Source organism: Candidatus Baltobacteraceae bacterium (assembly GCA_035502855.1).
GTDB lineage: Bacteria > Vulcanimicrobiota > Vulcanimicrobiia > Vulcanimicrobiales > Vulcanimicrobiaceae > Aquilonibacter.
The window spans coordinates 1-19,528 of record DATJTX010000020.1 but is presented as its reverse complement, the minus strand read 5'-3'; the positions used below and the strand labels follow the sequence as shown (position 1 = coordinate 19,528).

General features: G+C 64.0%; 20 protein-coding genes. 9 read left to right on the top strand and 11 right to left on the bottom strand.

The annotated features are described in order from the left end of the window. Positions 1-2 precede the first annotated feature (2 nt). From VMF11_05965 to VMF11_05945, 5 genes are read left to right on the top strand one after another with little or no spacing between them, the layout of a single operon-like run. A complete protein-coding gene (locus tag VMF11_05965; GenBank protein HTU69849.1) occupies positions 3-1,100 on the top strand; it encodes an acyl-CoA dehydrogenase in 1,098 nt (365 codons plus the stop codon). Beyond that, positions 1,097-2,005, top strand: coding sequence for a branched-chain amino acid ABC transporter permease (locus tag VMF11_05960; GenBank protein ID HTU69848.1), 909 nt, complete (start codon positions 1,097-1,099; stop codon positions 2,003-2,005). Before VMF11_05965 ends, VMF11_05960 begins: the two co-directional genes overlap by 4 nt. Continuing rightward, positions 1,998-3,227, top strand: a complete 1,230-nt coding sequence (locus VMF11_05955; GenBank protein HTU69847.1) for an ABC transporter substrate-binding protein — start codon at positions 1,998-2,000, stop codon at positions 3,225-3,227. The genes VMF11_05960 and VMF11_05955 overlap by 8 nt, the downstream gene beginning before the upstream one ends. Continuing rightward, entirely contained in the window at positions 3,227-3,940 is a 714-nt protein-coding gene (locus VMF11_05950) for an ABC transporter ATP-binding protein (protein ID HTU69846.1), read from the top strand. The genes VMF11_05955 and VMF11_05950 overlap by 1 nt, the downstream gene beginning before the upstream one ends. A gap of 3 nt (positions 3,941-3,943) precedes the next feature. Then, entirely contained in the window at positions 3,944-4,660 is a 717-nt protein-coding gene (locus VMF11_05945) for an ABC transporter ATP-binding protein (GenBank protein HTU69845.1), read from the top strand. 20 nt (positions 4,661-4,680) lie between these two features. On the opposite strand, the gene VMF11_05940 is transcribed toward VMF11_05945, so the two are convergent. Further along, positions 4,681-5,562: a branched-chain amino acid ABC transporter permease gene (locus VMF11_05940; GenBank protein ID HTU69844.1), complete on the bottom strand. Its 882-nt coding sequence runs from the start codon at positions 5,560-5,562 to the stop codon at positions 4,681-4,683. A 59-nt stretch (positions 5,563-5,621) separates the two neighbouring features. Between VMF11_05940 and VMF11_05935 the strand changes: the two genes are divergently transcribed. Then, positions 5,622-7,376: a thiamine pyrophosphate-dependent enzyme gene (locus VMF11_05935; protein HTU69843.1), complete on the top strand. Its 1,755-nt coding sequence runs from the start codon at positions 5,622-5,624 to the stop codon at positions 7,374-7,376. On the opposite strand, the gene VMF11_05930 is transcribed toward VMF11_05935, so the two are convergent. The 7 genes from VMF11_05930 to VMF11_05900 form a co-directional block, all read right to left on the bottom strand. Next, positions 7,373-8,893: a glycosyltransferase family 39 protein gene (locus VMF11_05930; GenBank protein HTU69842.1), complete on the bottom strand. Its 1,521-nt coding sequence runs from the start codon at positions 8,891-8,893 to the stop codon at positions 7,373-7,375. The genes VMF11_05935 and VMF11_05930 overlap by 4 nt on opposite strands. Positions 8,894-9,022: 129 nt before the next feature. Next, the gene (locus VMF11_05925; GenBank protein HTU69841.1) at positions 9,023-9,556 is read right to left on the bottom strand and encodes a hypothetical protein; all 534 of its coding nucleotides are present in this window, start codon (positions 9,554-9,556) and stop codon (positions 9,023-9,025) included. Continuing rightward, the gene (locus VMF11_05920) at positions 9,547-10,893 is read right to left on the bottom strand and encodes an aconitase family protein (protein ID HTU69840.1); all 1,347 of its coding nucleotides are present in this window, start codon (positions 10,891-10,893) and stop codon (positions 9,547-9,549) included. Before VMF11_05920 ends, VMF11_05925 begins: the two co-directional genes overlap by 10 nt. Then, complete coding sequence (locus VMF11_05915) at positions 10,890-12,056, bottom strand: 2-isopropylmalate synthase (protein ID HTU69839.1); 1,167 nt, start codon at positions 12,054-12,056, stop codon at positions 10,890-10,892. The genes VMF11_05920 and VMF11_05915 overlap by 4 nt, the downstream gene beginning before the upstream one ends. A gap of 174 nt (positions 12,057-12,230) precedes the next feature. Further along, entirely contained in the window at positions 12,231-13,319 is a 1,089-nt protein-coding gene (gene leuB / locus VMF11_05910) for a 3-isopropylmalate dehydrogenase (GenBank protein HTU69838.1), read from the bottom strand. A 4-nt stretch (positions 13,320-13,323) separates the two neighbouring features. Next, positions 13,324-13,986, bottom strand: coding sequence for a hypothetical protein (locus VMF11_05905; protein HTU69837.1), 663 nt, complete (start codon positions 13,984-13,986; stop codon positions 13,324-13,326). Beyond that, positions 13,983-14,408, bottom strand: a complete 426-nt coding sequence (locus VMF11_05900; GenBank protein ID HTU69836.1) for a hypothetical protein — start codon at positions 14,406-14,408, stop codon at positions 13,983-13,985. Before VMF11_05900 ends, VMF11_05905 begins: the two co-directional genes overlap by 4 nt. Positions 14,409-14,517: 109 nt before the next feature. Between VMF11_05900 and VMF11_05895 the strand changes: the two genes are divergently transcribed. Then, positions 14,518-15,666, top strand: coding sequence for a retropepsin-like aspartic protease (locus tag VMF11_05895; GenBank protein HTU69835.1), 1,149 nt, complete (start codon positions 14,518-14,520; stop codon positions 15,664-15,666). Between the two features lie 39 nt (positions 15,667-15,705). Further along, positions 15,706-16,266, top strand: a complete 561-nt coding sequence (locus VMF11_05890; protein HTU69834.1) for a BON domain-containing protein — start codon at positions 15,706-15,708, stop codon at positions 16,264-16,266. Between the two features lie 3 nt (positions 16,267-16,269). Here VMF11_05890 and VMF11_05885 read toward each other — a convergent pair whose 3' ends face one another. Further along, positions 16,270-17,064 carry a hypothetical protein gene (locus tag VMF11_05885; protein ID HTU69833.1) on the bottom strand — a complete coding sequence of 265 codons (795 nt, stop codon included), beginning with the start codon at positions 17,062-17,064 and terminating at the stop codon, positions 16,270-16,272. Positions 17,065-17,067: 3 nt separating this feature from the next. Continuing rightward, positions 17,068-17,664, bottom strand: coding sequence for a ferritin-like domain-containing protein (locus VMF11_05880; GenBank protein ID HTU69832.1), 597 nt, complete (start codon positions 17,662-17,664; stop codon positions 17,068-17,070). A 78-nt stretch (positions 17,665-17,742) separates the two neighbouring features. On the opposite strand from VMF11_05880, the gene VMF11_05875 reads away from it, so the two are divergent. Then, positions 17,743-18,924 (top strand): alcohol dehydrogenase catalytic domain-containing protein, encoded by a 1,182-nt coding sequence (locus tag VMF11_05875; GenBank protein ID HTU69831.1) that lies wholly within the window; start codon positions 17,743-17,745, stop codon positions 18,922-18,924. On the opposite strand, the gene VMF11_05870 is transcribed toward VMF11_05875, so the two are convergent. Further along, entirely contained in the window at positions 18,902-19,327 is a 426-nt protein-coding gene (locus VMF11_05870) for a hypothetical protein (GenBank protein ID HTU69830.1), read from the bottom strand. The genes VMF11_05875 and VMF11_05870 overlap by 23 nt on opposite strands. Positions 19,328-19,528: the final 201 nt, after the last annotated feature.

Below are 19,528 nucleotides of genomic sequence, written 5' to 3'. Positions count from 1 at the left end.
CGATGGATTTTGAGCTGAGCGCCGAGCAACTCTTACTGCAAGATAGCGTTTCTCGCTTTGCGGCGGATCATGCCGGTACGAGCGCCGATCCGTGGAAAACCTTCGCGCAGCTCGGGTGGCTGGCCGTCGGGACGCCGGAGGAACTCGGCGGATTCGGCGGCCCGACCGAGACGCTGCTGCTGATGGAACAGTTCGGCCGCGGGCTGGTGCGGAGCGCTTATGTCACGCAAGTGGTCTTCGCCGGGACGATATTGCGGGCGGCGGAGCGGCTCGATCTGCTCGAAGAACTCACCGAAGGACGACGGCGCTTTGCCGTTGCCTACGAGGAGCCGCACGCGCGCTACGATCCCTCGCGCGTCGATACTTCGCTCCGGCGTGACGGCAACGGCTGGATCGTTTCCGGATCGAAGGTACGCGTACTCGATCCGTCGAGCGCCGATACGCTGATCGTTTCGGCGCGCGGCGATGCCGGAATCGCGCTGGTCGCCGTTCCCGCCGCCGCGCAAAACCTCATCCGTCACGCGTATCCGGCCGAGGACGGAAGCGACGTTGCCAACCTTCGCTTCGATCGCGTGCGCGTCGACGACGATGCGATCCTGGCCGGCGGCGCCGACGGGCTCGAACTGTTGGAATTCGGCATCGACTCCGCCACCGCCGCGTTGTGCGCGGAAGCGCTCGGCTTATGTGCGGTGATGCTCGAGACCACCGTCGGGTATACGAAGGAGCGTCACCAGTTCGGCGTCCCGCTGAGTTCGTTTCAAGCGCTGCAGCACCGGATGGCCGAGATGTACATCGAACTCGAGCTGTTGCGATCGATGGCCTATTACGCGGCGATGACCCTTCAGGACGAACGCGATCCGGCGGCGCGTAAGCGCGGGATCTCGAGCGCCAAAGCGCAGGTCGCAAAATCCGGACGGTTCATCGGGCAGCAGGCGATCCAATTGCACGGCGCGATCGGCATGAGCGAAGAGTACAAGATCGGCGGCTATTTCAAACGGATGACGCTGGTCGAACGGCTGCTCGGCGATCGCGATTATCATTTGCGCCGCTACGTCGACGTGAGTTATGCGGCTCCGCGTGAGGCGGTTGCGATCTCGTGAGGCTCGCCGCCGTGCTGGTCACTGCCGTCGTCATCGCCGTACTCCCGAGGCTGATCCCCGCATATATCACGTTCGAGCTGACGTACGTTGCGGCGTATGCAATCGCCATCGCGGGTCTTGTGATCCTGATCGGAAAGACGGGGCAGATTTCGCTCGGGCACGGCGCCTTTTTGGCGGTCGGCGGGTACACCGTCGCGATTCTCTCGACGCACGGCGTGCCGTACGGCATCGCGATCGTCCTCGCTGCGCTGATCGCGGGCCTTCTCGGCGTCGCGCTCGGCGGCATCGCGCTGCGCCTCGAAGGGGTCTATCTTGCGCTCGCGACCTTCGCGCTCGCCGCCTCGGTGTCGCCCATCCTCAAGCGCTTCAGCAGCCTGACCGGCGGCGCGACGGGCATTTCGATCCCTCCGCACTCCCAGACGATGCTGTACTTTCTCACCTGGGGCATCGCCGCGCTGCTGCTCCTCTTCACCTACGTCGTTCTGCGCGGACGCATCGGCCTTTCACTGCGCGCGCTCCGCGACAGCGAAGTGGCGGCGGTGTCGTTCGGGGTGAATCCGGTTCTCTATAAGACGCTCGCCTTCGGCTGGAGCGCTGCCTATGCGGGTATCGCCGGCGCACTGCTTGCGCTGGCGACGGCCTACGTGAGCCCCGACATCTACAACGTTGCGCTCTCGCTCAACCTCTTGGTTGGCGCCGTGATCGGCGGCCTGCAACTGTTGTGGGGTGCGCTGCTCGGCGGCGCCGTAATCGAATTCTTCCCGCTTTGGGCGCAAGCGGTGAATCCGGCGTTCGCGTCGGTCGTCTACGGCGTCGCGCTCATTCTCATCATGATGTTCATGCCCGGAGGAATCGCCGGCGCATTGGGTCGCCGGATGTCTTTTATAAGGAGGGATCATGAGTAAACGGAACACCTGGTTCGGTACCGCTATCATAGCCGTCATCGCATTGACGCTCACCCTCGGCATCCCATCCGGCGCGCAGAGCGTGCCCGGCGTTACGCCGACGCAGATCCTGCTCGGTGGAACGCACCCGTACAGCGGCCCCGCGGCGGGCTACGCCCCCATCGGCAAAGGCATACTCGCGTACTTTGCCTACGTCAACGATCACGGCGGCGTCTACGGGCGCAAGATCGTCTACGAAGACAAAGACGACGCCTACAATCCACCCCAGACGGTTCAACTCGTGCGGCAGATGGTCGAACAAGATCACGTCTTCGCGATCTTCGATTCGCTCGGCACGCCGCCGAACATCGCGATTCGGCCCTACTTGAACGACAACAAGGTGCCGCAACTTTACGTCGCGACTGGAGCGACGCAGTTCGGCGCGGATTACAAGCAGTATCCCTGGACGATCGGCTGGCAGGCGAACTATCACGACGAAGCCACGATCTTCGCGAAATATCTCCTCAAGACGACACCGAACGCCAAGATCGGCGTGCTCTATCAAAACGACGACTTCGGCGAGGACTTGCTCGACGGTCTCAAGAGTGGTCTCGGCGCCAAGGCGAATCAGATCGTCAAAGAGGCGAGCTACGAAGTAACCGATCCCGACGTCACCTCGCAGATCGCCAGCCTCAAGGCTAGCGGCGCGGATACGGTGTTCATCTTTGCCACGCCGAAATTTGCCATCGGAGCGATGGTCACCATCGCCAAGATGTCGTGGAAGCCGGTGGTCTACCTGAACAGCGTCTCGAACGCAATACCCTTCATGCAAGCGGCGACGAGCGCGGGCGGCCCGGCGGCCACCAACGGCGTGATCTCGGCCATCTACCTCAAAGATCCGACTGACCCGGGGTATGCAAACGACCCCGGCGTCAAGCTGTATCGCGCGATCCTCGCGAAGTACTCGCCCGGCGCGAACGCAGCCGACGCCGACTATCTCTACGGTATGGCCGTTGCGTTCACGATGGTCGACACCTTGAAGATGGCCGGCAAAGACCTCACGCGCGAGGGGGTCATGCGCGCGGCAACCCATCTGCACGAGACCGACAATCCGTTCGTCTTCCCCGGCATCCTCGTTTCGACCACGCCGACCGACCGGTTTCCGATTCGGCAAGAGGCGCTGATCCGATACGAAAACGGCGCGTGGAAGCGGTTCACCGGACTGTTCTCGAACCGCTATTAATGGACGACCGCGCGGCGACGATCTCGATCGAAAGGCTCTCGATTCATTTCGGGGGCGTCGCCGCGCTGTCCGACGTCTCGTTTGAGGTTGGGCAGGGCGCGATCACCGGCCTCATCGGCCCGAACGGCGCGGGGAAGACGACGCTGTTCAACTGCATCACCGGCCTGTACCGGCCGAATGCGGGCAGCGTCTTCTTCAAGGGTGAGAACCTGTTGCGCCTCACCCCGTACCGCATCGCCGGCCGCCGCATCGCGCGTACGTTTCAAAATCTCGAGCTCTTTTCACGCATGACCGCGCTCGAGAACGTGATGGTGGGCGGTGCGAAACGCGCGCAAGCACGCGAATTGCTCGACTACGTGGGCCAGGGAGATACCGCCGCCCGAATCGTTCACGGCCTGCCGTTCGGCGCTCGCAAAATGATCGAACTCGCGCGCGCGCTTGCGATGGGCCCCGAATTGCTCCTGCTCGATGAACCGGCCTCGGGATTCGGCCACGACGCGATCGGGACGATCGGCGACACGATCCAGCGGATTCGCCGCGACTTCAAGACGACGATTCTGATGGTCGAACATTCGATGCAGCTGGTGATGCGGATCTGCGATCGCATCGTCGTGCTGAACAGCGGGCAAAAACTCGCCGAAGGCGAGCCGGCGGCGATCGCGTCGAACCGCGCCGTCATCGACGCCTATCTCGGAAGTACGGAGATCGCATAAACCATGCTCGAGATTTCGCATCTTCGCGCGTCGTACGGGGAGATCGAAGCGCTGCACGACGTCTCGTTCCGGGTAGAGGACGGGACGATCGTCGCCCTGCTCGGTGCCAACGGCGCGGGGAAGACGACGACTCTGCGGGCGATCAGCGGAATGATCAAGCACAGCGGATCGATTACGTTCGACGGCCGCTCGCTCGGCGAGTACGGCCCCGAGGACGTCGCGCGCGCCGGCATCGCGCACGTGCCCGAAGGGCGCGGCACGCTGTCCGATTTGACCGTGTGGGAGAACCTCGTGCTCGGCGGCTATTTGCTTCGCTCGCAACAGTTGCGTGAACGCTACGCCCGCGTCACCGAGTATTTCCCCTGGATGGAGTCGCGTAAGAAGCAACACGCCGGTACGCTGAGCGGCGGTGAGCAGCAGATGCTCGCGATCGCACGTGCGCTGATGCTGCAGCCGAAACTGATTCTACTCGACGAGCCCTCGCTGGGCCTCGCACCGCTCGTCGCGCGCGATATCTTCGCGCTTTTGCAGACGATCAATCGCGAGGATGGCGTCGCGCTGCTGCTCGTCGAACAGAACGCCGTTGCTGCGCTGGCGATGGCCTCACATGCCTACGTGCTCGAAACGGGTCGTGTAGCGGCAACCGGTGCTGCCGAGGAACTCGCGCGCGACGATCGCGTGCGCCGGTCGTACTTGGGCCTCGACCCGATTACCGCCTAGGGAAGCTCTGAAGAGCTTCCTTAGACTCTTTTTACGTGCGCGCGGCCGAATAAGCCGGCCGGACGCACGAGCAGCACGATCACGATGATCCCGAACGCGACCGGCAAATTCAGATCCGTTCCGATGAAGGAAACGTAGGTGCCGAGCAGCGCGAGCGCCACGCCGAGCAGCAGGCCGCCGATCACCGCCCCGATGGGGCTCTCGATACCGCCGAGAACTGCCGCGGCAAAAGCGTAGACGAGCACGCCTTGCATCATGTTCGGCTCGAGAAAGACCACCGGTGCGATCATGATGCCGGAAACCGCGCCCACCAACGCGGCAAGACCCCATCCGATCGCGAGCATCCGGCTCACGCGAATCCCCATCAGCCGGCTCTGTTCCGGATAGAGCGCCGCGGCGCGCAGCCCAAGTCCCAGCTTGGTCTTTTGAAAGAGCAGGTACACCGCGAGCAGCGTCACCAGCGAGACGCCGATGACGCCGAGATCTTGCAGGCTCAGGCTCACGCCGCCGACGTTGAGTGCCGCGATCGGAAACGGACTCGGAAAGCTGCGCACCATGTAGCCCCAGATCCAGCCCGCGGCCCCGTTGCACACGATCAGCAGCCCGAGGGTCACGATGACGATGGTCAGCTGCGGCGCGCGCTCGACCGGGCGGATGACGACGCGTTCGATTGCGAATGCGGCGACGAACGCGATCACGAGCGTGATCCCGAAGGCGAGCCACATCGGTACGCCGACCTGGACCAGCTGCCATGCGATGAACGTGGAAAACATCGCCATCTCACCCTGAGCGAAATTCACGACGTTCATCGAGCGATAGATCAGGACGAGCGCCAGCGCCAGACTGGCGAAGATCGAGCCGGTGGCTAGGCCGCTGACGATCTGCTGGGCGAGTTCTTGCATACTACTCTCAGATACGCCACCATGCTATACTAAACCCTCGCCGAACGAGGGAGGCACCCATGAGCAGGAACGTCGCCGATGCTATGTGGGAACTGCTGCATGCCGCCGGCGTCCGCCGATGCTACGGCATCGTCGGCGACGCGCTCAACCCGACGATCGACGCGCTGCATCGCAACGGTGCAGTGGAATTCATTCACGTCCGCCACGAGGAGTACGGCGGGTTCGCCGCCGTCGCCGACGCGTACCTTACCGGCGACCCGGTCGCGATTTGCGGAACCGCCGGACCCGGCGTAACGCACCTCATCAACGCCATGCTCGATGCCCGCAAAGAGGGCGCGCCGATCATCGTGATCGCGGGCGACGTCGAATCGGCGATCATCGACACCGAGGCGCTCGAGGAGCTCAATCCCTATCAGTTTTTCCAAACGGCTTCGCTGTACACGGGGCGCATCATCAATGCGCGGCAGGTGCGGGCAGTCGTACAAACCGCATTGCGCGCCGCCTTGGTCGATCGCGGACCGACCGTAATTTCATTACCGGGCGACATCGCCGTGCAGTCCTACGACGGTCCACTCGATCCGGTCGTGCGCACGAACGGTTCGATGTTGCGCCCGGCGGATGCCGACATGCGGCGCCTCGCGGCGATGATCGATAACGCCGAGCGTGTAACGATTTTCGGTGGCGACGGATGCCGCGGTGCGCACGACGAAGTTGTCGCGCTCGCGCAGAAGCTCAAGGCTCCCGTGGGCTACTCCTTCCGCGGAAAGCAATACCTCGAGTACGACAATTCGAATGCGGTCGGCATGACGGGATTGATCGGGTATGGCGGCGCGTACCGCGCGATGCACGAGGCCGATCTGCTGCTCATGCTCGGCACCGACTTCCCGTTTTCGGAGTTTCTCCCCGGGAAAGACGTGAAGAAAGTTCAGATCGATCGCCAAGGAAAGAATCTCGGGCGACGTACGCCGATCGATCTCGGACTGGTCGGAAATGTCGGCGACACCGTCGGCGCGCTACTGGGGCTCGTGGCGGAGAAGACCACGACCAACCATCTCGACCGCGCGCTCGGACTCTCCCGCGAGTGGAACGATTCGCTCGCGAGCTACGTCGAGCGCGGCCCGAGCTTGCGCCCGATCCGCCCGGAATATCTCGTCGCGACGCTCGACCGTCTGGCCGCGGACGACGCGTTCTTCGGCGTGGACACGGGAACGCCGTGCATTTGGGTGGCGCGCTACATCCGAGCGAGCGCGAAACGAAGCATTTTCGGATCGTTCACCTGGGCGTCGATGGCGAGCGGCGCACCGAACGCGATGGGCGCGCAGTTCGCCGCTCCCGGCCGCCAAACGATCGCGCTCAGCGGTGACGGCGGCTTCACGATGCTGGGCATGGGCGATATGCTCACGCTCGTCGAGCGAAAGTTGCCGGTCGTCGTGATCGTGTTCAACAATGGATCGCTCGATTTCGTTCGGATCGAGCAGCAGGAGGCCGGCGTGCCGCCGTTCGGAACCGATTTCGTCAACCCGAACTTCGCACTCGTCGCGGAGGCGATGGGCGCAAAGGGGATACGGCTCGAGGATCCGGCCAACGTCGAACAGGGATTGCGCGAAGCGCTCGATCATCGCGGCGGCCCGGTCGTCGTCGACGCCGTCGTCGATCCGTTCGCGCTCTCGATTCCGTCACACGTTCCGACCCACACCGCAGCCGGCTTTACGCTGAGCGCGTGGAAGCAGGTGGCGAGCGGCCACGGCGGTTTCGTCTTCGATGAGATCGTGCACAACCTCGATCTCGCGAAATCGACGACGCTGATCGATTAGCGCGCGTAGAGCTCCGCGAAGCCGTTGCCGTCGACGTCCACGATCCGCGCGATCTGCCGGAACCCAGGCTGCGTCATCGGATGGTCGTTGTCGATCGCGAGCATCGTTCCCGGCAACGAGCAGCGCGGATCCTCGATGTCGTCGATCGTCTGCAGCCGGCTGCCCGCGAGATAGAAACGGATATACGAGTCGAGCTCGTAGGAAGCCGGCCGAATCAGGAAGCAGACGCGCCGGTACCGGCTCTGGTCCGCAAGGATGGTTTCGAAGAGCGCTCGCGTCCCCGAATCCCAGGCGTTCGAATTCTGATGTACGTAGTCGGTGAAGTAGAAGCGCGCGAACCGCACCACCGAGATACCGATCGCTGCGGCCAGTCCAATGCCCAAGATCCATCTCGCCGTTCGGATGATCCGGCGGCGCCGCAACATTCCGGCGGCGTCGAAGAGAAATACGATGCCGATCGCGCCCATGATGCAGAAGACGGGCGCTCCCGCGAGCGTCCTTGGCGCATTGGGCGCACCTTCGTTGGTCAACGCACCGCCGAGCGGATATGCGAGCACCCACAGCCCGAGCCAGAGCAAGAGCGCGCGGACGCGCACGTAGTGGAACGAGGCGAGCGCGCCGAGCGCGGCGAGCGGCACCAGCCACCAATAGAAGGCGCCGAAGCCATTGAGATAACGCCAGGTGATGCCGGAGATGGGATCGCCCGTCACGGCCAGATACGACCATCGAAAATGTGCGAGGTAGTTCCGTGCGAAAATGGCGAGCGTTGCGGGCGAGATACCGCTGGAAAACGTCGCGATTCCGTGTACGCGCGCGCTGGTGCGCGGGTCGAAGAACCACATCCAGAGCGCCGGCGCCGCGACGATAAGCCATAGTATTGCCGCGCCGATGGTCACGCGCGCGGCAGCACGAGAGCGCCCACGGTTCGCATAGATGACGAGGAGTGGAGCGCCGAGCACCGCGGCGTAAAACCAACCCGCCATGTACGTGTACGCCGTCAGCCCGAAGAGCAGCGCGGCGCCGATCAGTTCACGCGGTGAGCGTTCACGAAGCGCGCGCAGCGCGAGATAGATTCCTGCGAGCAAGAAGGGAAGTTCGGACGCCGGTTCCCACGCGATGCGTGAGAATTGCACGAAGATCGGCGCGACCGCCATCATCAGCGCGGCGAGCAACGCGATTGCGCGCCGGCGCGTGAGTTCCAGCGTGATGCCGAAGATGAGCACGATCGATGCGAGACCGAAGAGCACTGCGGGAAAGCGCAAGCCGAACGGGGTCTTGCCGAATATCAAGCTCGAAGCGTAGCCAGCCGCCGCGTAGATCGGGGGGTTGCGGACGGTGTTTGCGTAGAGAAAGGGCAACAACGTGCCGTCGACGTCGTGCCCGGTCGTCACAATGCTGCGAGCGGAATTGTAGAGATCGATCTCGTCGGCATCCAGTTCGGTCGGCACGCTCGAGAGGTGATAGAGCCGCAGGATCGCGCCGAGCACCAGAATCGACACCAGGGCAAAGGTCCTCAAGGACCCCTGATCGAGCAAGCTAAAACGCCGAACTACTCCAGGCCACGCCACTTCTTCGGGGAGTTGCACATGCGTAGTCATCTTCATCTTGCCGCAGCCACAGACGCCGGGCCCTGAGAGGACGCACGGTTAGCGTGCCCGTGAGGTAGCGGCCCAGGCTCGGATTGCGGGGATCTTTGCGTGCAGATAGTCGAGGTACCCGCCCTCGGATAAAAACTCACGGCGCAACGGATCGAGGCGGAACGTAAAGCGCTCGCCTCGATCCGTTTCGACCGTCCCGTTGTCGGCGTCGATCTCGATTGATTCGCACGCACCGCACGCGCGCGCCGCCTCGACCGGCAACGCGACCGGAATGATTCCGTTGTTGTACGCGTTCTCCAAGAAAATGCGCGCAAAGCTCGGCGCGATGACCGCGCGAAAGCCGCGCTCGCGCAGCGCCCACGCCGCATGCTCGCGCGAGCTGCCGCAACCGAAATCCGCGCCGGTGACGAGTACCGATGCGGTGGAATTGGCTTCCAGGCGCGCCGCCAGCTCGGGGTGGCCGGTGAAGAGATACGGGCCGAGCCCGTCCGGCTCGATTACCGTCAAGTGAATCGCCGGGATGATCTGATCGGTGTCGATGCCGTCGAACGGCAGCCAGAGCACGGTCCCTTTCAGACGCATACGGCGTTCCCCATGAGTTCTTCGAGTTGTGACGGAGTTGGAACGCGTCCGAGGACGGCACTGGCCGCGGCAACCACCGGCGATGCAAGATGCACGCGTCCGCCCGGACCCATGCGTCCAGGGAAGTTGCGGTTCGAGGTCGAGACGCAGCGCATCCCCTTGCCGAGTACGCCCATCGACATGCCCAGGCACGGCCCGCAGGACGAATGCGTCCAAAGCGCACCGGCGTCTTGGAAGACGTCATGCAAGCCTTCGCTCTCGGCGGCACGTTTGACGGCTTGCGAACCCGGTGTGACGATCGTTGGGATGCTCACGCGGCGGCCGCGAAGCACCTGTGCGGCGGCGCGCAGATCGTGCAAGCGTGAGTTCGTGCACGATCCGATGAAGACTTGGTCGATCTCGAGTTCCTCGATCGCATCGCCGGGTGCGATTCCCATGTACGCGAGCGACTCGGTCCGAGCGTCCTCCGGCACGCGTTCGCCGAGTGGAATCGATTGCGCGGGATTGGTGCCCCAGGTCACGAGCGGTACGATCGAAGATGCGTCGATTTCGATCGTCTTCGCGTACGCGCTCTCCCCGCATTCGTAAGCGTACCAGCGTTCCTCGCCGGCGAACGGCTCGCCGCGCGCGTGCAAATATGCGCGCGTCACGACGTCCGGCCGCACGTACCCGGTCGTCGCCCCGGCTTCGATGGCCATGTTGCAGAGCGTCATGCGCTCGCCCATCGACATCGCGGCGACCGTGCTTCCGCCGTACTCGAGGGCGTATCCTCGGCCGCCGTCGGCGCCGAGCGTACGTACGACCGTGAGCGCGACGTCCTTCGCAGCGGCCGGAGCGGGCAGAGCGCCGTCGATCTGCACGCGCATCACCAGCGGGCGTTTGAGCACGACCGATCCGGCCAGCATCGCGCCGGCCTGCGCGGTCGTACCGACACCGAAGGCGATTGCCCCGAATGCACCGAGCGTACACGTATGGCTATCGCCGCAGCACAGCGTCATACCGGGGCGGACGAGGCCGCGCTCGGGCACGAGCACGTGGCAAATTCCGTTATCGCCGACGTCGAACAAACGGATGCCGTGACGCTTCGCCCATAGCCGCAGGTGCCGCGCTTGCAGCGCGGTCGCGGCATCGTTGGCGGGCGAAACGTGGTCGTTCACCGCGACGATCGCATTCGGATCGAAGAGCGCGTCGTTGAACCGGCGCTCGATCTGAAGCGCACCGGGGGGCGTCGTGATCTCGTGCGCCACGATCCGGTCGATGAAGAGCAGATCGTTGCCGTCGGCGAGCGACTCGACGATGTGGGATTCCCAAAGCGCATCGAAGTACGTGCGGCTCATGACGCACATTCCGCCCGGCGGGCGATCGACGCGGCCAGGGCGAGCAAGTCCGAATCGCCGATGCTCGCGCGCTGCGTCGCCAGCCGGTCGAAATCGCCGGCAAATTGCCGCCAGCCTTCGTCATCGAAGTCGAGCCCCAGCCCCCTTGCCCGGGTGACGAGCGCGTGACGCCCGGAGTTTCGCCCCAGCGTCAACCGCGTCGAACACCCAACCGCCGTCGGATCGACGATTTCGTAGGTCGAGCGTTCTTTCAGGACGCCGTCTTGGTGAATGCCGGATTCGTGCGCGAACGCGTTCTCGCCGACGATTGCTTTATTCTTCTGAACCGGCATACGCGTTCCACGAGCGACCGCGCGCGAGAGATGCTGAATGCGGCTCACGTCGAATCGCGTCGCGCATCCGAAGAGCTCGCTGCGCGTCCGCAGCGCGACGACGATTTCTTCGAGCGCGCAGTTCCCGGCCCGCTCGCCGATTCCGTTGATCGTGCACTCGACTTGACGCGCTCCGGCGCTCACCGCCGCGAGCGCATTTGCGGTCGCCATACCGAGGTCGTCGTGCGTGTGGACGCTGATCACCGCGTCCTCGCTCCCCACGACGTGCTCGCGCACGTACGCGATGAGGGCGTGCATCTCGCCCGGCGTCGCGTAACCGACCGTGTCGGGGACGTTGAGGGTGCGCGCGCCCGCGGCGAGCGCCGTCGAGAAGATCCGCGCCAAAAACGCCGGATCGGAGCGGGTCGCGTCCTCGGCGGAAAATTCTACGTCGTCGCAGCGCATTCGCGCGCGCCGAACGGCTTGGCCGGCCATCTCGATCGCCCGCTCGGGCGTGATGCCCAGTTTGCGTTCCAGATGCAGCCGGGAGGTCGCGATGAAGGTGTGGATCCGCGGGCGGCGCGCGCCGGCGAGTGCGCCCGCGGCGGCATCGACGTCCTCGGGCGTGCAGCGCGCGAGCGCGGCGACTCGTGCCGTTCGTACCGCGCGAGCGATCTGCGCGACGCTTTGCCGCGCGAGTTCGTTCGAGATCGGGAAACCGGCCTCGATCGTGTCGACGCCGGCCGCGTCGAGCATGCGCGCGATGCGTAGTCGCGTCGCCGCGGTCATCGCCGCTCCCGGCGACTGTTCGCCGTCGCGCAGCGTGGTATCGAAGATCTCTACGGTATCCATCGCGGCCTCCCGAGATAAAACGAAAGAGGCCCCCGCCGATCCGGCGGGGGCCTCTTCTAGTGCGTTTTCGCTATCCTCTACGCAGTAGTCAATCCCAACCGATTCGACGCCGAACGGCCAACGAGAGCGAGTGCGAGGAGGAGAAGCGAGGTCACAAGCATTTCTCGCACCCTATCACGGAGCGGCCGGGGTGTCAACCGGCGCGAGCGCCGAGATAACTGCATCGGTGAAGCCGGTCGTGTTGACGGACACATTGCCTGCCGCGACGTCGGCGGTTCGAACGCCCTCTTCGTATACGGCGGCGACGGCACGTTCGATGCGCAGCGCGCTTCGATCGTCGTCGAAACTGTGACGCAGCATCAGCGCCGCCGAGAGAATCGCGCCGGTCGGGTTGGCGATGTGCTTGCCCGCGATGTCGGGTGCCGTTCCGCCGATCGGCTCGTACATGCCGAATCGGCGGCCCGGCGTTCCGCGCGTCCCGAGGCTCGCGCTCGGGAGCGTGCCGATCGAACCGGTGAGAATCGCGGCCTCGTCGGAGAGAATGTCGCCGAACATGTTTTCGGTGACGACCACGTCGAAGCGTGCAGGACGCCGCACGAGCTGCATCGCGGCGTTGTCGACCAGCAGGTGCTCGAGCGCAACGCCGGGGTATTCGGGCGCGATCCGCTCGACCACCCGCCGCCACAGACGCGAGGTCTCGAGCACGTTTTCTTTGTCGACCGACGTGAGCCGCTTGCGGCGAGCGGCGGCGAGTTGAAACCCCATGTGCACGATGCGCTCGATCTCGGGAACGCGATAGAGCATCGTATCGACCGCGATCTCGACGCCGTTCTCGACGCGCGTTTCGCTGGGCTTGCCGAAGTAGATTCCGCCGGTCAGTTCGCGCAGCACGATCAGATCGAGGCCCCGCACGAGTTCCGATTTGAGCGATGAGGCATCTTCGAGTCCGGAGAAGACTCGCACCGGCCGAATGTTCGCGTAGAGCTCGAAGCCGCTGCGCAGTGCGAAAAGTGCAAACTCGGGGCGTTCCGGCATCGGCTTGCCGTCGTATTGCGGCATTCCGACGCTGCCGAAGAGGATCGCGTCGCTGCGCTCGCACAGCGCACGCGTCTGGTCGGGCAGCGGCGGCAAACCGCGCTCGAGAGCGGCGCCGCCGACCAGTGCTTCCTCGCAGCGAATATCGGGCCGCACGTGCGCGAGCACGCGCACCGCTTCACGCGTGACTTCCGGCCCGACGCCGTCGCCGGGAAGAACGGCAATCATCTCTTTAGCACTTCCGGGTGAAGCTGTAGCCTCCGCCGCGCAAGTGTTTGCCGTCGGCCGAGAGCGTCATCGTATGATTGCCGTAGTAGGTGATGATCGCGCTCATTCCGGTCAAGTACCAACTGCCGCTCACGCCTTCGCTATCGATGAGTTCGCCGTCGGGCGTCATCTTGAGCGTGAGCGTGTTGTCCTTATCCGACTGCCAGGTTCCGATGAGGTTGGCGGTCGTGCATCCGGTCGGCTCGGGCGTCGGCGTGGCCAACGGCTTCTGCGGCGCGCCCGTGAAATTCGCTTCGAGGTCGCTGCAGAGTGAGGCAGCGTCGTACGGATTGTTCGGCGCTTCGACCGCGCAGCTGAAACTCACGACATAGCCGGTGCCGTGTGCGAAGCAGTGAATCGTTCCCGCGGCCGTCGTGTCGCTCACGCCGTTCGTGGACGTCATTCCGTGCGCGATCCATTCACCCGGGCTCGCCTGGGTGGGATTTTGCAGATATGCGGACAACGCGGCTGCAGCCTTCATATTGCATTCGTCGATCGTTCCGTTCGCAACGACGTGCTGAAGGCCGGTCGAAAGGTCGACCGCAGCGGGCGCGAGCGCGCTCGTCAGCAGGATGCCCGCGCACAGAAACGCTCCGAAAAGGCGGCCGCGGTTCGCGACCGGCGTCACAGCGCACCTCCGCTGGTGGCCGCGGGAGCCGGCCCGAAGGCCGTGACGAGCCGGGTGCACAGGGCGGCGGCGCCCTCGGGGTTCGTCGGTGTTTGGACCGCACAGGTAAAGCTCGCCGAATAGCCACCGGCGTCAACGGTATGGCACTCGATCACCGCCGCCGCGGAGGCCGGGCTCGAGGGGTCCGTGCGCGTGACGCCGACGAACACACCCGAACCTTCGCCGGCTTCGACCTCGTTTTGCATGACCGTCTTCAGCGCGTTCTCGGCGCGCGTGACGCAATCGCTCTCGGGCATATTCGGTACGACGACACGCGGCGCGACGACGGCGTCGAGAGACGCCCCGGCAGGCACTGCGCTCAACATCACGCCGAGTGCAAAAAAAACCGCAGCAAAGCCGGCCGCGCGAGAACGAAGCGCCATACGCAGAACCTCCCAGCCGGGTCATCGTTGGACCTTGGTGCGTTCACTCCTACCCGCCGCAGGTTCGAGAACCGGGCAACCGTAAGAGAAGCAGGCCGTGAGATGCCTCATGCTCATTGCTGTTCTGCTTTTCGCATCAACCTCGGTCTGTGCCGCCGGGGACGACGCCCAGTGGCTGAAGTATCTCCATCGGCAATTCACCGGATTCAACTTTGGCGACGGCACGATACGCGCGACACTCAGTAGCGGGATGAACATCGACGTAGAGGCCGACCGTGCGACGGGCGCCTATAAATATGTCATTCTCGACCCGGGCGGGGATTACGAAACCATTCTGAAGATTCTCGCTTATGGTGAAGTTGCTCCGGGCATCAAGATGATCTCGTCGTGGCAATACGAGGGTGAAGACGGGAAGACGATCGACGAAAACGTCAAGCTGAATCCGATCGTCGCCGACAGCGATTTGCACCCACCGCCGCAGACGGCGCATTGGTCATTCGGCGCGACGGGCGTCGTACCGATTACGCAAACCCACGATCGCCTCGTCGTGCACGCTCTGGTCAACGGAGTCTTGGGGACGTTCCTCGTCGACACGGGAGCCGATGACATCTATCTAAGTGGAGCTTTTGCGCGTCGTGCCGGTCTCTCGCCCATCGGGCACACCGAGGTCGGAACGCTCTACGGCACCGAGCTGAGCGACATCGGCAAAGTGCAGACGATGGAGCTTGGCGATAACACACTCTACGACGTGATCGTCAATTACGGGATGGACGAGCCCGACCCGCGGGGACCGGATGGGTTGCTCGGCTATGGCCTGTTTGCGGGGGCGCGCGTATCGATCGACTTCAAGAACAGCACGATGACGTTCAAAGACCCCATCGACCCCGCCGGCGCGACGTCGGGCGTGCGCGTCGATGCGAGCTTTGGCGATGGTCACGCGTCGATCCCGATGCTTCTGAATAAATCGCTCGGTCTGGACGCGGTTATCGATACGGGCGCTCCCGGGGGCGTAGTAATTCCGAGCCGCCTGCTCAGTGCATACGGTCTTCACTTTTATCAAACGGAGGGTGGCGGGTGCGGCACGATCGATACGTTGACGGTTGCTTCGCTGAGTTACTATTCGCCGAAAGCGTGCGTAGCGTACCAGTCGACCGGGCGCTGGATTTTGGTCGGCATGGACTTTCTCAATCAGTTCGATCGCGTCGACTTCGATTATCCGGATGGAACCGTGACGTTCTTTCCCAAGAAAGGGAAGTAGCAAGCCGTCAGTCCATTGGAACTTGGGTAAGAATGCGGCATGAACAGATCGTGCTGCCTCGCCTTGTCCCTCATCGCCCTGACAGGGTGCTCCGCGCAGCAACAGCAACAGGCACAAGCGAGCGCGCAGCGCGCGACGCAGTCGACCGTCCAGCATGCGAAAGAAGGTTATCTCGTCGCCGCGGTGACGGCGAAACTGGTCGCCGTCGACGTCGACGCGTCGACCGAGGTGCACGTTTCCGACGCCGACGGCACGATCGCGTTATCGGGAAGCGCCCGCACGCAGGCCGAGCGCGACCGCTACGTCAGTGCGGCGAAGTCGGTCGGTGGCGTGGTCGCCGTTCGCGATGATCTTTCGGTAAATCCGCGTCTCCAAGGAGTGCGCGAAGATACGCTCGACGCAGCGCTCGACGTTCGCGTTTCGGCCGCCATCGCCGGTCAAGCCGGCGCGAATGCCTTTCACATCGCGCCCTCGGCGCGCAACGGCGTCGTAACGCTGACCGGAACGGTGCCGAGTCGCGACGTCGATCAGGTGATCGTCCAAACGGTGCGGCACGTCGAAGGCGTGCGGCGCGTCATCGATCGTATTACCGTGAAGTAGCCGTTATGGCGAGGTCGCGATCCAAACGAGGCCGCCGCCGATCGCCCGTTGCGTTGCGCCCAGCGTCGGCTTGAGATTCACTTCGTAATCGAGGTCGAGGGCGAGGCGGTTCCCGATCGCGCGTTGCAGCGCGACGAAACTTCGATTGCCCGATGGAAGCGTCGGCCCTTGCCGCGAGACCAGCGCCGACTGCAGCAGCAATGTCGTCGCGGCGTCGAGCGCGTACGCGAGCGTGTAGGATGGCGCGTAGACGAAAAACGTCCGGTTCAAACCGCCGGCGCCGGTACCGACCGCCGTACCGAAGACTTGACTCATAGCGAAGCTGAGTTGCGGCGTGAGCGTCAAGCCGAGATTGCCGGACGCCGAGTAGGTTGGCGCTCCGGCGGTGAATTGGCCGGTTCCGGTCGGCGGCGCGTAGGCGATGCCGAGCGAGCCTTGGGCCATTTGCTTGTTCAGAACGAGATACTTCGCCGCGAAGACCGCGTCGCTGAAACCGTGCGCCGAGTTCAACGGCGCGTTGCCGGTCGCGATCCGTGATTGTAGTGCCGGCGGCGCGATCCCGATCTCGAGATTCTTCGCGACCCCGAAGCGCACAAAGGTCAGCGGTCCGCTGGCGAGCGTGACGCTCTCACCCGGACTGCTCATCGTTTGGCGGCGCAGGCCGCTCTCGACGACGATCTCCCCGTGCGCCGCGACGCACGGGGAACCGCCGGTCGAGGTCGTGCGCCCGGTTCCCGGCCGATCGGCCAGTGCCACCGCAATCGGCATCGTGCACGGCGGCGGCGGTTGGTGGTGCAAGAGTCAGCGCGAGTTCGATTTCGGAGGCGGGCCGAACGCAGAATCGCCGGTAAATTGCTCGACGGTTTTTCCCGTTTCGGGATCGATCGTGTACAGCAAATCCGAAAGCTCGTCGGCGTGGTCCTCTTCGTCCTTGAGGATCTCTTCGAACATGCGGCGGCTCACCGGATCGGCGGTACCGAAAAACTCGACGATGTCCCCGTACATCTTGATCACGACGCGTTCGGCAACCAGATCTTCGCGAAGAAGATCGGCGAGTGTATGACCGCTCTCGAACTTCGAGAACGCTCGCGCGGAGATCCCGTTCGGATCGAGGTTGGGAACGCCGTTGAGCTGTTTGATCCTGTCCGCGATCCGCTCCAGATGCTTCTCTTCGTCCTCCCAGTGCTCTTTGAAGAGCGACTGCAGCTGCTCTTGATGGATCGAGGTCGTCATATAATAGTGCTGCTTGTAGCGAAGGACGCAGATGATTTCGGATGCCAGGGCACCGTTGAGAACCTTGTAGACCTTCTCGAGCGGGAGCGAGTAGTAGGGCGTTACGGCGCCGTCCTCCATCGCCTCGCGCACCTTTGCTTCGATTGCTTTGACGTCGTTGAGCATCGAATTCTATCCTTTCAGCACCATTCTGATTTCCAGCGAGCGGGGACCATTGTATCCTAAGAATTGGAGGAACGGAAGATGGATGCAGTCGTGCTCGAGCAGCCGCGAAAGATTCAGATCGAAGCGGTCGAGGACCCGGTACTCAAGGCGCCGACGGACGTGCTGCTCCGCCTCACCTCGACGGCAATTTGCGGCACCGATCTGCACATCTACGAGGGCCGGCTCGGAGGCGGCGAGCGCCTCGTGATCGGGCACGAACCGCTCGGCGTCGTCGAGCGGGTGGGGACCGACGTCGTCAACGTGCGCGCCGGCGACCGTGTCACCGTGCCGACGCATATCTGCTGCGGCTTCTGTCCCAATTGCGTCCACGGGTTCTCGGCGCAGTGCCTGACCACGAACCCCGGCAGGGCAGGCGCCGCCTACGGGTATCCGGGCATGGGCGGTTATACCGGCGCGCAGGCGCAGTTCCTCCGCGTGCCCTTTGCCGACGCCAATTGCTTGCGATTGCCGGGCGAACCGGGGGACCGGTGGGAGCACGACTTCGTGTTGCTCGCCGACGCGCTGACGACCGGGTATCATGCGACCGAACTCGCCCAGGTCCGTTCCGGCGACACGGTGGTGATCTATGGCGCCGGCGCGATCGGTCTGTTGACCGCGATGTGTTCGTTCATGCGCGGTGCGATCCGGGTCTTCGTCGTCGACGCGATCCCCGAGCGATTGGAGAAGGCGGGCGAACTCGGCGCGGTACCGATCGACATGCGTGACGGGAATGCAGCAGACCGCATTCTCGAAACGATCGCGCGCGAGCGCGGCGGCGTTGCGTGGCGCGGCGAGGAAGCGAATCTTGGCGCGAGCGTCTGCATCGACGCGATCGGCTTTCAGGCTCGCGACCCGCACGATTACGGCGTCGAGCGGCCGACCAGCGTGATCGACGATCTCGCGCGCATCGTCGCGGTCAACGGCCGGTTGAGCATTATCGGGGTCTTTCTCGATAGCGATCCGCACGCGCCCGATTCGGATGCGCAGCAGGGCAAATATGTCATACCGTGGGGACCGCTGTTCAAGAAGGGCGTGACCATCGGCATGGGCCGCGACGACGACAAGCAATACAACGACTTCCTGCGCGACGCAATCGTGCGCGGCCGCATCAAGCCGGGCACGATCGTGTCGCACCGGCTTCCACTGCGCGACGCGGCCGACGCATTTGCGCGGTTCGACGCGCGCAGCGACGGCTATATCAAGATCGTCCTAGAGCCGTGACCCACGCGAAGGCGCGCCGGAAGACCGCGATCGAGACGATCAGCATCACGATCCCGAGCACGAGCCGCTGCACGGCGTCGTAGCGGGCATTGCCGACCAGACCGGCTCGCATCGTTGCGATATCGGGGGCGCCGGGCGGCGGTGCCGGCATTGCTCCCGGCGGGAAGGTCACGGGGCCTTGGCCCTGCTTTTGCCGGACGTACCAGCGTGGAGCGCCCATGGCGCCCACGACATGCGCGCCGTGCATTGCGTTGACGCGGAAAACCATATTCGCCCGCGGGGTGGGATGCCCGATCTGAAACGCACCGTTGACGATGCCGCGTATGCTCATGAAAAAAACGGCGACGGCAACGAGGCACACCAGGTAGCCGAAGATCTCGCCGACAATGGACGCGCGCTGCATGAAACCCTCCCTCGATGAAGGATTCCAGCTTGCGCCCTATCCCTTGGAATTCGCTTGAAGTAGGGAAGCTCTGAAGAAGTCCATGCACCGATCGTTATGGCCCCGATGGCCGCAGATCCGAGGAGTCGGCGAGGGAGCATAGCCAGGGTGTTCTGTGACCGAGCCGACGACGATGGAGATGCGCCATCGCGGCCATAACCC